We start from the raw sequence: 15,088 nt of genomic DNA on the forward strand, positions 1-15,088 counted from the left end.
AGGCACGAAGGCGCCACCTGTCGGTGAGCGCGCACGGCCGGAGCCGTGGCGCGGGCGTCGTGATCCCTCCAACCCCCTGGGGAACGCCGCTTGTCTCGTCAGGCAACGTTGTCTCAGCTGGTCAGACATGTTTCCCCGACCTCGGAAAGGAGCGGTGATGGCCGACTTCGCCAGTCCGGCGCGGTTGTGGGCCGCACGCGACGCCCTGCGTGTGCGGGGCGCCTCGGTCAGCCTGCTGACGGACGGCGCGCGGCTGAGCGTCGAGCCCGCGGGCGGTCACGTGGCCGGTGCGGACGGGGGCGCCGGGCGTCCCGTGGACGCCGACGTGCTCGAACTGCGCGCCGACGCGGCCACAACGGCCGTACTGCGGCTGGACGTTCCGCTCGGCGACGCGGCGGGTTACTGGCATCCGGGGGCGGGCTGGGACCGGCACCTGGTGGCGGACTGGGCCAACCCCTGGCGCACCGTCGGCCTGGTCGACTCCGCGCCGCTGGGCTGCCTGTACGACACGGCGGGCCGCGCGCTGCTGGCCTTCGCGTCCGACCGGATCGCGGCCACCACGCGGGTCAGATTCGGTGTCGGCGAGGAGTCGGCCCGCTTCGGGGTGTGGCTCTCGATGGACCTCGCGGCGGGGGAGACCTGTCGGATTCGCGTCCAGGCCCCGGGCCGCCCGTGGGCCGAGGCCGTACGGGAGGTGACCGGCGGTCTCGCGGACGCCGCGCCGCTGCCCGTACCCGACGCGGCCCGCGCCCCCGCGTACTCGACCTGGTACTCGATGCACCGCGAGCTGACGGCGGCGGGCGTCGAGGCCGAAGCCGTGCTCGCCGCCGAAATGGGCTGCGGGGTGCTGCTGTTGGACGACGGCTGGCAGCTCCACGCGGACGGTCCCGGCTACTCCGGCAGTGGCGCGTGGACCCCGGACCCGGCCAAATTCCCCGACTTCGCCGCGCATGTGAGGACCGTGCAGGGCCTGGACCTGCGGTACGTGGCCTGGATCGCACCCCTGCTGGTCGGCGAACGCACCCCGGCGTACGAGGAGTTGGCGCGGGTCGCGCCGCACGAGGTGACGCGGCTCGGCTGCCGGGTCCTCGACCCGCGCCGCCCGGCCGCCCGGCGCTTCGCCGTCGACTCCTGCGTCGACCTCGTCCGGCGCTACGGCCTGGACGGGCTCAAGATCGACTTCCTGGACTTCGCGATGGCGTACGCGGCCGAGGAACTCGCGGGCGGGGACCACGCGGCCGAGGTCCACGCGGTCGAGGTCCACGCGGTCGAGGTCCACGCGGTCGAAGTCCACGCGGTCGGAGTTCACAAGGTCGAGGTCCATGGGGCCGACCGGCCGACTGCCGAAGAGGACGCCGCAGAAGAGAACGTCAGGACCGGCCGCGATGACGGCACCGGTGCGGGCCGTGGTGCCTCCACAGACGCCGGTACCGGTGTCGCCACCGCCGCCGGACCTGACACCGGCGGAGGCACCGGCACTGGCACCGGCACCGGCACCGGCACCGGTAAGGACACCTGCCGAGGTGTCACCGCGGAGGCGCCCGCCGATCTCGACGTCGCGGACGTCGCCGATGTGGGCCTGGGCATACGGCTGTTGCTCACCGAACTGCGCGAGCGGCTGCGTGAACTGCGCGGCGACGAGCTGCTGATCGAGCTGCGACAGCCCTACACCGGCCCGGGCATGCGGCGCTTCGGCAACATGCTCCGGGCCGCCGACTGCCCGGCGGACGCCACCGCGAACCGGGTCCGCACGCTGGACACCGGCGTGCTCGCCGGATCGGCGGCGGTCCACTCGGACATGCTGATGTGGGACCCGGCCGCCCCGGCGGAAGCGGCGGCCCGACAGCTGCACTCCGCGCTGTTCTCGGCACCGCAGATCTCCGTCGCGCTGGCCGGACAGAGCGCGGAGCACCGCGCGATGACCGCCTTCTGGCTCGGCGTCCGGCGGACGTACGCCGATGTCCTCGGCCGGGGCGAGATCCGCGCCGGACGCCCCGACCAGCTCCACCAGACGGTGACGGCCGCCCTGGGCCGGCGCGCCGTCATCGCCTGCTACGCCGAACACCACGTCGTCCCGCTCCAGTTGGCGGAGTTCACCGAGGTCGCCCTGGTGAACTCCACCGCCGGGTCGCGCGTGGTCCTGGACATCGAGGACCCCGGCGTCGAGCGGCCGGGCGTGGCGGGCGTGGCGGGCGTGGCGGACATGGCGGGCGAGGCAGGCGGGTCGGGCCTGGACATCGACGCTCCTGGCGTCGCCGGGCCCGGCGTCCGCGTCCGGCTGGACGTCTTCGACGCCTGCGGCAGACCCGCCGCCTCGGGCCCGCGCACGCTCGGCCCCGGACTCACCCCGATCGCCGTCCCGCCCTCCGGCCTGTGCGTCATCCGGCCGGTGGCACCCGAACAATCCCCGCGCTGAACCCTGGAGAGGACCGACCGTGACAGACAGCCACGCCAGATCCGACCGCACCACCCCGGCGACGCCGACCTCGGCGACGGCCACCCCCGCGGAGGTCTCCCGGCGCAAGGTCGTGGGCTACGGAGCAGCCGCCGTCGCGGGCGCCGCCGCCGCGAGCGCCATGGACTGGGGCCTGGCGCCGAGCGCCCGCGCCGCGGCGCCCGAGGGCACGGCGGCAGCCGCCGCGCTGCCCGTGGTCGCCTTCGGATTCTCCGACCCGACCGGCCTCTACCCGGTGACCGGTACGGCGAAGGCCGCCCCCGACCTCCTCGTGGTCTTCAACCCCACGACGGCGCTGAGCGGTTCGGTCACCTGGTCGGTCGCCGCCCGCGCCGGGGCGCCGCTGAACAGCGGCACCACCGCGTTCACCGCCCCGGCCGGTACGCAGACCACCACCACGATCCCGCTGGGCTCGTACGATCCCGACCACTACGCCGTCACGGCCACCGTCACCAACGCCTCCGGTGCCCAACTGCTGTCGCAGACGCTCGGGTTGGGCGTGATCCGGCCGACCGTTGCGGGCCGCAGGCCGAACTCGGCGTTCGGGCTGGGCATCCGCTCGGAGTCGACTCCCGCCATCACCCGGCAGATCGCCCAGCGCATCGGCGTCAAGTGGTGCCGGGGCATCGACGCCGTGCAGCCGGACACCGTCTGCCCGTCCCCCGGCGTCTTCTGGCAGCAGCCGCAGATCGACGCGGCGCGGGCCGAGATCGCCGACTGGCACGCCCACGGCATCGAGGCCCTCGCCGGCATCAACTACAACATGTCGTGGAATGTGCAGCCCGGCCCGGACGGCAAGCCGGTGAAGACCTACCAGAACCGGCCCAAGGACCTGGTCGCGCACGCCGAGATGGTCTACCACTGCATCGCGCCGCTCCAGGACCTGGTCCCCAACTGGGAGGTGTGGAACGAGCCCTGGGTGCACGGCTGGGCGTGGATGACCGGTGACGCCCAGGACTACCGAGACATGTGCAAGCTGATCTGGGACCGGGTGAAGCCCGAGTTCCCCGACGTGAATCTGATCGGCGGCGGCTCGGTCACGTACAACCGCGACATCGTGTACGCGCGGGGCTCCAAGGACACCGGCTACATCGACGGCTCGGTGAACCACGCCTACGGCTACCCCGACGCCACGCAGTACGCGATGACCAAGACGCAGGTCAAGATGGACCGTCTCTGGTCGCGCACCCAGGGCCGCGCCGGGCAGTGGCAGACCGAACTGGGCAACGCCGACGCCAACTTCACCCATCTGCCGGCCGGACAGGCCGGGTACGGCGTGGCCCGCACGGTGGCGCCGACGTACCTGCTGCACATGCTCGCGGGCGCCGAGGAGGACTCGCCGATCCGGATCTTCTGGTTCTCGCTGTCCTACGACAAGACCTACTCCGGCGTCGAGTTCAACATCTACGACATCGCCACGAAGTCCCCCAAGCCCGCCGTCGTCGCCTACGCGACCATGACGAGCCTGCTCGAAGACGCCACGCTGGAAGAGGAGTTGTACCCGAACGCCAAGTCGACGTGGGGCTTCCTGTTCCGCGGCGCCGACGGCAAGGGCCGGGCCGCCGTCTACGCCGACCAGCTCTGGGACGGCACGATGGAGGACCAGAGCGCCGGGTACAACGGCACCGTCACCCTCAACGGCGCGCAGGGCGTGCGGGTCTACGACTACCTCGGCCGCCGCCTCGCCGACGGGGCCTCGTCGTCCGTCACGCTCCAGGTCAAGCCGTGGGAAGTCCTGTACTTCGACAGCGATCTGAGTCCCGAGGCGCTGAAGTCGGTGCTGACCACGGGTGCCGCCTTCGACTACGACACCCCGCTGAAGGTCGAGGTCCAGTCCTTCACCAGGCCGCTGGGCGCGAGCAGCACCATCGACGTCCTGGTGGAGAACGTCTCGCCGCAGACGCAGAACGCGAAGGTCGTGATCACCCCGCCGTCCGGCTGGCAGGTGTCGCTGTCGGTCTCGCCGTGGATCAGCCTCAAGCCCGGCCAGACGAAGACGCTGACCTTCCCCGTGACGTCGTTCACGGCCAACTCCGCGAACCAGTACGAGATCGGCTACGACATCACGGTGCCGCGCGGCTCGGCGCAGGTGCACCAGACCGGGACGCGGAAGGTGCAGCTCACGTATCTGCCGTTCCGTCAGATCACCGTCGGCGGAAGCGCCAGCCAGTGGAACGACGTCGTCCCGGTGACGATGACCAGCACCGGCGCGGCCGGTGACACCAAGACGTACAGCCTCCAGGCCGCCTGGGACGACGACTTCCTGTACTTCAGGGCGCTGATCGAGGACGACGTCCAGCTCTCCAACGTGCCCTTCGCGGCGAACGAGTACCTCTTCCCGTTCAAGGCGGACAGCATCCAGCTCGGCTTCGACGCGGTCGCCCACAAGACCGAGGATCTGCTGGTCGGGGACGCGCACTACGAGAAGTGCCTGCGGTCGCTCTCCCACCTGTACGTCGTCACGCTCGCCACCGGAGGCGTCCCCGAACTGCACCGGCAGCTCGCGCCCGGCACCAACTACCAGACGTACTACCCGACCAACGCGACGCTCCCGACACCGCTGGGCCCGATGGACGCGAAGGCGGACAGCGGCACCGAGGGCCGGGTGCTGGTGTCGCGGGACGACGTCAACAAGGTGACCAGGTACGAGATCGCGCTCGCCTGGAGCCAACTCCCCGAGGTGGCCGCCGCGGTGAAGAGCGCGCAGCCCGGCGCCGTCACCCCGATGTCCTTCGCCTTCCAGGTGACGGACGCGGGAACCGGCGGTCACGGCGCCACGTACTGGACGACCGCTGCGGAGCCGCCCACGTCCGGCTGCTACAACTTCGCGCCGTTCTGGGGCACCGGCGCCCAGTTCACCGGCGGTCGCGTGGACACCCGCTGGGGCATCGGCAGTTGACCGTCCCGCGCACCCCGTAACGCCTCTTCGCACAGAACCAGGAGCACCCTCCCGTGACCGACCACGCCGCCGATTCCGCCGGACCCGTCAAGGAGTCCGTGCCCGCAGAGCCGCCGTGGGCGCAGCCGTCCGGAGTCCGTATCACCGGGGTCAGGACGATCCTGACCGCTCCCGCGGGCACCACGCTCGTCGTGGTGCGGGTCGACACCAGCGAGCCCGGCCTGTACGGACTCGGCTGCGCGACCTTCACGCAGCGGGCGAAGGCGGTCGCCACGGCGGTCGACGAGTACCTGGCGCCGCAGCTCATCGGCCGCGACCCGGCGGACATCACGGACATCGCGTCGACCCTGCACGTCAGCGGCTACTGGCGGTCGGGGCCCGTGCTCAACAACGCGCTGTCCGGCGTGGACATGGCCCTGTGGGACATCAAGGGCAAGCAGGCGGGACTTCCGGTGTGGCAGCTCCTCGGCGGGCGCTGCCGCACCGCGGTCCCGGTGTACGCGCACGCCGCGGGACGGGACGCGGCGGAGGTCACCGACGAGGTGCTGGCCCTGATGGCCGAGGGGTACGGGCACGTCCGCTGCCAGGTCGCCGTGCCCGGCGCGGGCACCTACGGGGCGCCGGCCGCCGCGGCCACGGCCGGCGCCGCCAAGGCGCTGACCCCCAACGCCTGGGACCCGGCGGCCTATCGGCGCACGGTGCGCGGCCTCTTCGAGCACCTGCGGGAGCACGCGGGCTCCGAGGTCGAGCTGATCCACGACGTGCACGAGCGGGTGCACCCCACCGACGCCGTACGGATCGCGGCGGACCTGGAACCGTACGACCTGTTCTATCTGGAGGACCCGGTCGCGCCCGAGGACATCGAGTGGCTGCGCGTCCTGCGCGGACGCTCGGTGACCCCGATCGCGATCGGCGAGCTGTTCACCAACCCGGCCGAGTACCGCCCGGTCGTCATGGAGCGGCTGTGCGACTTCATCCGGGTCCACGTGTCGGCGATCGGCGGCATCACCCCGGCGTGGCGGCTCGCCGCCGCCTGCGAGATGTTCGGCGTGCGCACCGCCTGGCACGGTCCCGGCGACGTCTCGCCGGTCGGGCACGCCGCCAACCTCGCCCTCGACCTGGCCGCCCCCAACTTCGGCATCCAGGAACAGCATCTGTTCGGCCCGGCCGCGCGGGAGGTCTTCCCCGGCTGCCCCGAGATCCGCGACGGCCACCTGTGGCCGAGCGACGCGCCCGGTCTCGGCGTCGACCTCGACGAGCGGCTGGCGCTGAAGTACCCGCCCAAGGGCGCGGCGGAGCCCGGCCAGGCGTGGAAGCCGCCGCGGCGGGCCGACGGCGCGCTCCAGCGCCCCTGACGCGCGCCCGCCCGCCCGGCACCGATCCCGCACCGCACTCGAACCGACCCCGCACCGCCCCCGCATCGCACTCGAACCGAACTCGAAACGAAGGAGCCCCACCCTCATGCGACCCCGTACCTTCGTCACGCTGCTGGCGGCGACCGCCTGCGTGTCGGCCGCGCTCACCGGCTGCGGCTCCTCCTCGTCCGGCGGCGGCGCCACGACCACCCTGACCGTCGCCGAGTGGACCAACCCGGGCGCGATCGAGTTCACGCAGGACCTCAACGCCAAGTTCGAGAAGGCCCATCCGGGCGTGAAGGTCAAGCTCCAGCAGGCGCCGAACAACAACGGCGCCTGGCAGCAGCTCTGGAACAGCCTGCTCCAGTCCAAGTCCGTTGACGTACTGGCCCTTTCCGCGCCCACCCAGGCGGGCTTCGCGCCCAGCTACACCAGCCTCAAGCCCGCGGGCGCCGCCGCGCTGATCGACGCCGGGCAGATGACCGACCTGTCGGCGCAGCCGTTCATGAAGAACTACGACGCGACGGCCCAGGCCGCCGCGGTCGGGCGCAACGGGAAGGTCTACGGCGTCATGGCCGCGCAGTACGCCGCCGCCGGGTCGATCTGGTACAAGAAGGATCTTCTCGACAAGTACCACATGGGTGTGCCCACCACCTTCCAGGAGTTCCTCGACGACTGCGAGACGCTGAAGAAGGCGGGCAAGACCCCGATCTTCGTGGCCGCGAAGGACAACATGCAGGGCGGGGTGTGGCAGGGCTCGGTGAACCAGACCCTCATGCAGGGCCGCCCGGCCTCGGACTCGGTCAAGGTGTCGAGCGAGCGGGCCGACGCGTTCTGGAAGGGCACGCAGTCCTGGACCGACCAGGTCTACAAGGACGCGGCAGGCCGCTACGAGAAGGTCATGAAGTACATCGAGCCCAACGCGGCCGGTGTCGCCCAGCTCACCGCGCCCGGCGTCTGGGCCGCGAAGTCCGACGACTACCCGTTCCTGCTGGACGGTTCGTGGGACGGCGCGCTCATCCAGAAGGCCAACCCCACGCTCAACCTCGGGTTCTTCACCATGCCCGGCACCGACACCCCGGCGGCCAACCGCCTCATGCTCAAGCCCGACCTGACCTGGATGGTCCCGACGACCGCCAAGCACAAGGACCTGGCCATGGAGTGGCTGACGATGTTCTCCGACCCGGAGAACTACAAGGAGTGGCTGACCAAGACCGGCTCCATCTCCACCCAGCCCGCGCTGAAGAACACCGGACTGCCGTGGATGGACTGGCAGAACGCCCACATGGACGACGCCTTCCAGCAGCTCAGCAACCCGTGGGTGCCCGCGGGCGCGCCCGTGGACGCGGGCGGTCCCGACTTCTCCAAGATGACGCCGATCGGCGGCGACAGCGCCGACACGATCCTCAGCCGCTCGGCGAGCGCGTACCGCAAGTCGGTCGGCAACTGACCACCGCCTCCCAGGCACCATGAGAAAGGAGGCGCGGCGTGGCACGCTGTCCCTTCGGAACCCAACGGACGCGGCGGTTCATTCCCTGGGCCAGCATCGCGATTCCGGGAGCGGGCTGGCTGCTGTTCGGGCTCTACCCGTCCCTGGCCACCATCGGATACTCCTTCACCAGGTACTCCGGGCTCCCGGGCACGCCGCTCAACTTCTGCGGACTGTGCAACTACGACGCGGCGTTCACGTCGCTGTCCACCCAACTGTGGAGCGCCGTACGGGTCACGCTGATCTATGTCATCGGCGTGACCGTGCTCCAGAACGCGATCGGGCTCGGACTGGCCCTGCTGCTCAACCGGCCGGGCCGCTCCCTGACCTTCTACCGCGCGCTGATCTTCATGCCGCAGATCTTCTCCGTCACCGTGGTCGGCGCGGTCTTCTCCCTCATGCTCGACCCGTACTCGGGGCCGGTGGAGAAGGTCGTGCACGGCCTGTTCGGCGTCGACTCCGCCTTCCTCGGGTCGAGTTCACTGGCGCTGTGGCTGGTGATGATGGTGAACGTCTGGATGTTCTCCGGCTACTCGATGCTCATCTACATCGCGGGACTGCGGAACATCCCGCGCTCGGTGTACGAGGCCGCGGCGATGGACGGCGCGGGGCGGTTCCGGGTGTTCCGGCATGTGACGTGGCCGCTACTGGCCCCGGCCACCACCGTGAACGTCTTCCTCACCGCCATGGCCACGCTGGGCGAGTACGCGCTGATCATGGTGCTCACCGCGGGCAACTTCGGCACCAAGACCCTGGGGTTGTACATGTTCCAGTCCGCGTTCGGCAGTGACAGCCAACTCGGCTACGGCTCGATGCTGGCGATGATCCAGTTCGTGCTGACCGTCGCGATCGGCGGCGTCCTGCTGTACGGCCTGCGCAGGCGGGAGGTCTCGCTGTGACGACCGCCCGGGCGGCCGGCGCGTCGCCGTCGTCAGCGCCGAGGACCCCCGCGGCCCCCACCCGGCTCCAGCGGCTGATGTCCGCCAGGACGACCAAGGCGGCGGGGCTGAACCTGCTGTGCTTCGCCATCGCGGCCGGTCTGTTCGCCCTGCCGCTGGTCTACGTCCTGCTCCAGGCGTTCAAGACGTACACCGGATTCCTCCAGAACCCCACCGGGATGCCGCATCCGTGGACCACCGAGAGCTTCTCGGCGGCCTGGAACCAGGGGCACTTCGGACGGCAGATGATCAACAGCCTTGTCTACGCGGTCATCCCCGACGTCGTCACGCTGATCCTCGGCGTCTTCCTGGCCTTCCCCATCTCCCGCGGCTACTTCAAATACTCCAACGGGCTGTACACCTTCTTCATCTTCTCCGGCTTCCTGCCCGGCGGCCTGATCCCGCTGTTCATCGAGGCCAGGACGCTGGGCCTGTACAACAGCATGGCCGGCTACCTGATCCTGACCAGCCTGTCCGGCGCCGGGTTCTTCTTCTTCGTCGGCTACATCAAGGGCATCCCGCGCGAGATCGACGAGGCGGCGGCGCTCGACGGCTGCGGCTATATCCGGTTCATCTTCACCATCATCATTCCGCAGATGAAACCGGCCCTGGCCACGTTCGCGATCTTCGGCTTCGTGCACGCCTGGAACAACCTGATCCTGCCGCTGGTGATGCTGTCGGACTCCGCGCTGTGGCCGGTCACCCGGGGGCTGTACTCGTTCTTCGGCGAGTACTCGCAGAACTGGCCGCTGATCGCCGCGGGCACCTTCATCGTCGCGGCGCCCATCATGCTGCTGTTCATCCTGCTCCAGCGCTACCTCGTCGAAGGCGTCGCGGGCGGCGCGGCGTTCGGCACGCAGGGTGTCGCGCCCGGCTCGTCGGGCGCCGGAGGCGCCGAAGTGGGAGGGGGATCGTGACGGCCGCCGTCACGTACTGGCCGGCGGACGGGGACGAGGTGAGGTTCGCGCTCAGCGACCCCCTCGACCACCCCGACTTCGCCTGGCCCCGGACCCTGCTGCACTACCCGGTGCGGTGGGCGACGCCCTCGATACGCGCCGGGCGACTGCGGCTGCTCGACGCGTCCGGCGCGCCGGTGCCCTTCCAACTCGCCGAGACGACCACGGACTCGGAGGGCGACGACGCGTTCCTGACGTCGGCCACCGTCTGCTTCTTCGCCGACCTCGCGCCCGGTGCCCGCCATGAGTTCACCCTGCGCGCGGACGAGACGCTGCCGCCGGCACGGGGCACGGGGCCGGTCGAGGTCACCGAGGACGGCGACGGCATCGTGGTCGACGGCGGAGCCCTGCGGGTCCGGCTGCCGTCCGCCGGCCGGTTCGCCGCCGGGGACATACCAGGGCCGGTCCGGCAGCTCGACCGCGGGCACGGCTGGGTCGGCAGGTCCGTACTGCGCTGCGGCGACGGGCGGCTGGACCACCTCGACGTGCAACTGACCGAGGCCGGACCGCTGTTCGCGACCCACGTCCTCACGTACGTCTTCACCGGCGGCGCCCGCTACACCGCGACCGTCCGGGTGCTGCGGGACTGCGACTTCCTCGAACTGTCCGAGGAGATGGTGTCGTTGGACGAAAGGGCGACCACCACTACTGCGACGGCGACGGCGACGACGGCCATGGCCTGGGAGCTGCACTGGGAGGGCTGCACGCCCACCCACCGGTTCTCCTCCGCCTGGCCGTTCTCGCAGTCCGCCGCCGACCACGCCGACCCCGGTTCGCCCGAGCTGTACCACTGGCTCGGCATCGACGAGTCCGTCGTCGTCGGCGACTGCGGCGAGGACCCGTCCTTCTCCGGGCCGGGCGGCAGGGAGCACCCCGAGACCGACATGGCCTTCACCGTCGGCCCCTACGCCCCGAGCTTCGCGTGGGACATCCGGCCGCACGCCGCCTTCTGGGACGCGGAACAGCGCGACGCCATGGGCGTGTTCGTCCGCGACCACGCCCGGTGGGACGACCGTACGTACTCCTCCTGGGCGTCGGCGGACACCCTCCGCGTCCACTTCCGCCACGACGGCGTCCTGCGCTGGACCTGGCCGCTGCGCACCGGCACCCGCAGTACCGGTATCGCCTTCTACGACCACGAGCGCGACCTGGAGGTGCTGCGCGCGCAGCGGTCGACGGCCTACCAGTCCACGTACGTACGCCATCTCCAGCACTGGCAGGGCACGCTCAGCCTCGACCGGGTCAAGGACTGGACGCTCACCTACACCGGCAAGCGGCCGGAACCGCTGTGCGGGGAAGGGGAGTTCGGCAGCGCGCGGGAATTCGCCGACGCCCTGCTGACCGGCCCCGAGGGACCCCGGCTGATCGCCCACGGGGTCAACGATGTCGCGGGCTACCTCAACATCGGCCAACGCCCGCTCTACGACCGGCTGCTGGACGGCTACGACCGGTTCGCCGGACAGCTCGACGGCGCCGAGCGCGAACGCGTGGACGCCCTGCTCCTGCTGACCGGATACGTCTCGGCGGGCGAGGAGATCGGTCCGCTGCTGCGGATGGCGGGCGGGCACCCGAACTTCATGGCCGACGGCAAGGCGGCGCTGGCCTGCCTGGCCTGGCTCTTCCCCGAGCACGAGGCGGCGGGGGAGTGGCTGGACCAGTTCGAGCGGTTCGCCGAGCTGACCGGTGTGTTCCACACCCGCCCGGCGCTGCCCTCCCGCCGCGCACGGCCCGGCCGGTGGACCGAGAGCCTGGCCACGTACGTGTGGGCGTATCTGCGGCCCCTCGGCCAGGGCAACCACCTGGCCCGGGAGGCCGACGGCCGCAACCGGGCCGTCACCCCCGAACTCGCCGCCCTCGGCGACTGGTTGGTCAACGCGCTGACCGCGCCGGTCGACGTCACCGGCACCGGCGAGCTGCGTCGGCTGCACCCCGCGCAGGGAGCGCACGCCTACTGGCCGCGCCGCCCTCCCATCGAGATGCGGCTGCTCGGCGAGACCCTGCACCGCTACCGCCCGCTGGTCGCCGAACACCTGCTGTGGGGCAGCGACCCCGCCGCCCGACGCCTGGACAGCCCGCACGACGCACCCGACCCCTGGCGCGTCACCGTGCGCACCGAGGGCAACCCCGGCACCAACCCCCGCCTGCGCAGCGCCAAATACACCGGATACGGGATCACCCTGCGCGCCGACGTCGACCGGCCGGGCGAGGTCGCCGTCTTCCTCCAGCAGGTGGACCGCGGCCCCAACTACCGCTGGGGCATCGCCGACGACAACGGGAGCGGCCACCTCTACTACTACGCGGCGGGCGCCTCCTACAGCGGCCACGGCCCCGAGGACGCCGGGGACCGCCGCGTGCCCGACGCGACCTTCGCGACCTCCTGCGCGGTCTGGAAGGACGGCGCCTTCCGCGGCATCGGCTGCCACACCCTCGACCGGCCGATGTACGACCTCGGCGGCGCGCAGTACGCGGAGATCGTCCCCGATCCCGACGGCCCGGTCGGCGACCTGTACCTCGGCCGCAGCGTGCTGCTCGTCGGCACCGACTACCTGGTCACCTACGACTCCTTCGCGCCCAACCAGCGCATCGTGTGGACCTGGTCGGTGCTCACCGAGGCCACCGGGCACGACGCCAACAGCTACCCCCACCTGCCCGAGCGGATGCCGTTCATCCACCTCGTGCGCGGGGTGCGCGAGGACGGCACGGTGGGAGAAGGCGGCGCGGCGGGCCGGGGCGGCGCGGTGCGGGAGGCCGGCGCGCTCGGAGGCGCCTTCGCCACCGACGTCACGCACGGCGTACGCCTCGAAGGCCGCGCCGACGGGGCAAACGGCAACACGCTCGCGGTCGTCAGCCACCGCGACGACCTCGTGGTCGACCCCGCCGCCGACACGCCCTGGGGCACCAGGATCCGCACCCCGCACAGCCTCGACCTCGTCTTCCGGCACCAGTCCGCGAGGCCCTGCGAACCGGCCGCCGTCGAATTCGCCGAGGACGGGCTGCGGTTCACGGGGACGGCGGGCACGATCCGGCTCTTCGACAGCGGACGCCGCGAACTGACGCTCTTTCACGGCAGCGCCATCGGCACGGCGGACATCCTGCTGACCACCGAGGACCGCGACCTGGGCATCAGCCTCGGCTACCTCCGCCCCACGGAGCTGCGCGGCACGTACGACGCGCAGACGGACACCGGGATCACCCTGCGCCTGCCTGCCGGGCTCGACGCCGCGGCGGATTTCTCCGTGGACGGCGCACCGCTGCGCCCGCTCGGCCGGACGCACGACACCGTGCGGCTGGCGCTCCCACGGGGCCGCCACGCATGGGAGTTGACCGCGCGCCGCCCGGAACCGGCGCCGCCGCGGGTGATCCGTACCGAGACCGTCCCCGGCGGCGCCGTCGTGCACTTCACCGCCGTCGCCGCGGCCGACTCCTACCTGCTCGAACTCAGCACGGACGGCGGTCTGACCTGGGCACCGGCCGTCGCCGCCGCCGACAGCCCCGGACTCCTGAGCGGACTGTCCGACGGCGTGAAGTACCACGTCAGGGTCGCCGCGCGGAACACCGACCGGCAGGGCCCTCCCGGCGCCGACTACCCCGTCTACGCGTCCGGCCGGGCGCCGGAGCCGCCGGACGGCCTGAAGGTCAGGCTCAACGACGGCGCGGTGAGCGTCAGTTGGGGCGAGGTGCTGGGCGCCGGACGGTACCGGCTGTACCGGCGGCGCAAGGGCGAGGCCGGCTTCCGCGAGGTCTTCGCGGGCACGGCCTTCGCGTACGTCGACCGTGTGCCCGGTGTCGTACCGGCGACCGGCGATCCGCGCGGGTCGGACGGTGCTCGCGGCGGCGGGAAGCCGGGGCAGGCGCCCGTCCTGGAGTACGCGGTGGCCGCCGAGAACGGAAACGGTACCGGCCCCATGTCGCCCCCCGTCGACACCGACCCCGGCAGCTGGCGGCACTGGAATCCGCCGGTCGACGTCGCCTTCCGCCGTCACCACGCCTACAACCAGCCGCCGTACGCCCCCGCCTGCGCGACCCCGCGGCCCTACGACGAACAGCGCCCGCCCGCCCGACTCCCGCACGATATGGAACCGTTGGAGCGGACATGGTGACGGCGCAGCGCATCCTGATCACCGGGGCCGCGGGCCGCGTCGGCCGGGCGCTGCGCCCGCGCATGGCGCGGCCGGGACGCACGCTCCGGCTCCTGGACATCGCCGAGATCGAGCCGCCGGCGTCGGGCGAGGCCGTGGAGACCGTACGCGCCTCGTTCACCGACCCGGACGCGATCGACGCCGCCTGCCAGGGTGTCGACGCCGTGCTCCACCTCGGGGGACTGGCCGGGGAGGCGCCCTGGGAGCGCATCCGGGAGATCAACATCGACGGCACGCAGCGGGTACTGGAGGCCGTGTGCCGCCAGGGCGTGCCGCGGGTGGTGCTCGCCTCCAGCATCCACGCGGCGGGATTCCGTACGCGGGACGACGCCGTACCCGTACGGGAGGCGGGCGCTGCCGCAGGGGCCCCCGCCCCTGAGCGCGCCGAACTGCCCGCGGACATCGCACCGCGCCCCGACACGTTCTACGGCGCGGGGAAGGCCGCGGTGGAGGCGCTCGGCGCGCTCTACCGGAGCCGCTTCGGCATCGACGTCACCTGCCTGCGGATCGGCGCCTTCCGGCCGCGCCCGCTCGCTCCTGAGGACCTGGCCGCCTGGCTGTCGCCGGACGACGCGGCCCGGCTGGTGGAGGCGTGTCTGCGCGCGGAGCCCGCCGGATTCCGGATGCTGTGGGGCATCTCCCGCAACACCCGCCGGTGGTGGTCCCTCGCGGAAGGGGAGGCCATCGGCTACCGCCCGCGGGACGACGCCGAGGACCACCTGGCCGCGCTCCTGGAGTGCGGGTCCTTCGGTCCCGCGGACTTCGACCCGGCGGCCGACCGCAACTTCCGCGTCGGCGCCAATTTCTGCACTATGCCGCTGGGCTGACGACAAGGGCCTGCCGTCGGCAGCAAGCTC

At 71.9% G+C, this 15,088-nt stretch carries 8 protein-coding genes; all 8 read left to right on the forward strand.

The genetic code is table 11. The features are described 5' to 3' along the window. The first annotated feature begins 157 nt into the window (after positions 1–157). The 8 genes from ACIP4Z_RS11185 (at position 158) to ACIP4Z_RS11220 (ending at position 15,058) form a co-directional block, all read left to right on the forward strand. Entirely contained in the window at positions 158–2,416 is a 2,259-nt protein-coding gene (locus ACIP4Z_RS11185) for an alpha-galactosidase (RefSeq protein WP_401306653.1), read from the forward strand. Positions 2,417–2,435: 19 nt separating this feature from the next. Next, positions 2,436–5,354 carry a hypothetical protein gene (locus ACIP4Z_RS11190; protein WP_401306655.1) on the forward strand — a complete coding sequence of 973 codons (2,919 nt, stop codon included), beginning with the start codon at positions 2,436–2,438 and terminating at the stop codon, positions 5,352–5,354. A 53-nt stretch (positions 5,355–5,407) separates the two neighbouring features. Next, entirely contained in the window at positions 5,408–6,709 is a 1,302-nt protein-coding gene (locus ACIP4Z_RS11195) for an enolase C-terminal domain-like protein (protein WP_401306658.1), read from the forward strand. Positions 6,710–6,815: 106 nt separating this feature from the next. Beyond that, positions 6,816–8,159 carry an ABC transporter substrate-binding protein gene (locus ACIP4Z_RS11200; protein WP_401306661.1) on the forward strand — a complete coding sequence of 448 codons (1,344 nt, stop codon included), beginning with the start codon at positions 6,816–6,818 and terminating at the stop codon, positions 8,157–8,159. Positions 8,160–8,197: 38 nt separating this feature from the next. After that, complete coding sequence (locus ACIP4Z_RS11205) at positions 8,198–9,097, forward strand: sugar ABC transporter permease (protein ID WP_355333125.1); 900 nt, start codon at positions 8,198–8,200, stop codon at positions 9,095–9,097. Then, complete coding sequence (locus ACIP4Z_RS11210; protein ID WP_391161104.1) at positions 9,094–10,053, forward strand: ABC transporter permease subunit; 960 nt, start codon at positions 9,094–9,096, stop codon at positions 10,051–10,053. Before ACIP4Z_RS11205 ends, ACIP4Z_RS11210 begins: the two co-directional genes overlap by 4 nt. Then, positions 10,050–14,192 carry a hypothetical protein gene (locus tag ACIP4Z_RS11215; protein ID WP_401306665.1) on the forward strand — a complete coding sequence of 1,381 codons (4,143 nt, stop codon included), beginning with the start codon at positions 10,050–10,052 and terminating at the stop codon, positions 14,190–14,192. Before ACIP4Z_RS11210 ends, ACIP4Z_RS11215 begins: the two co-directional genes overlap by 4 nt. Then, positions 14,186–15,058 (forward strand): NAD-dependent epimerase/dehydratase family protein, encoded by an 873-nt coding sequence (locus ACIP4Z_RS11220; protein WP_401306668.1) that lies wholly within the window; start codon positions 14,186–14,188, stop codon positions 15,056–15,058. Before ACIP4Z_RS11215 ends, ACIP4Z_RS11220 begins: the two co-directional genes overlap by 7 nt. Positions 15,059–15,088: the final 30 nt, after the last annotated feature.

The sequence above is a fragment of the Streptomyces sp. NPDC088910 genome (assembly GCF_044749865.1).
Taxonomy (GTDB): Bacteria; Actinomycetota; Actinomycetes; order Streptomycetales; family Streptomycetaceae; genus Actinacidiphila.

Excerpts from the sequence above, each read along its gene's own strand:
- ACIP4Z_RS11185 (WP_401306653.1), top strand. The coding sequence starts at position 158 with ATGGCCGACTTCGCCAGTCCGGCGCGGTTGTGGGCCGCACGCGACGCC.
- ACIP4Z_RS11200 (WP_401306661.1), top strand. The coding sequence starts at position 6,816 with ATGCGACCCCGTACCTTCGTCACGCTGCTGGCGGCGACCGCCTGCGTG.
- ACIP4Z_RS11220 (WP_401306668.1), top strand. The coding sequence starts at position 14,186 with ATGGTGACGGCGCAGCGCATCCTGATCACCGGGGCCGCGGGCCGCGTC.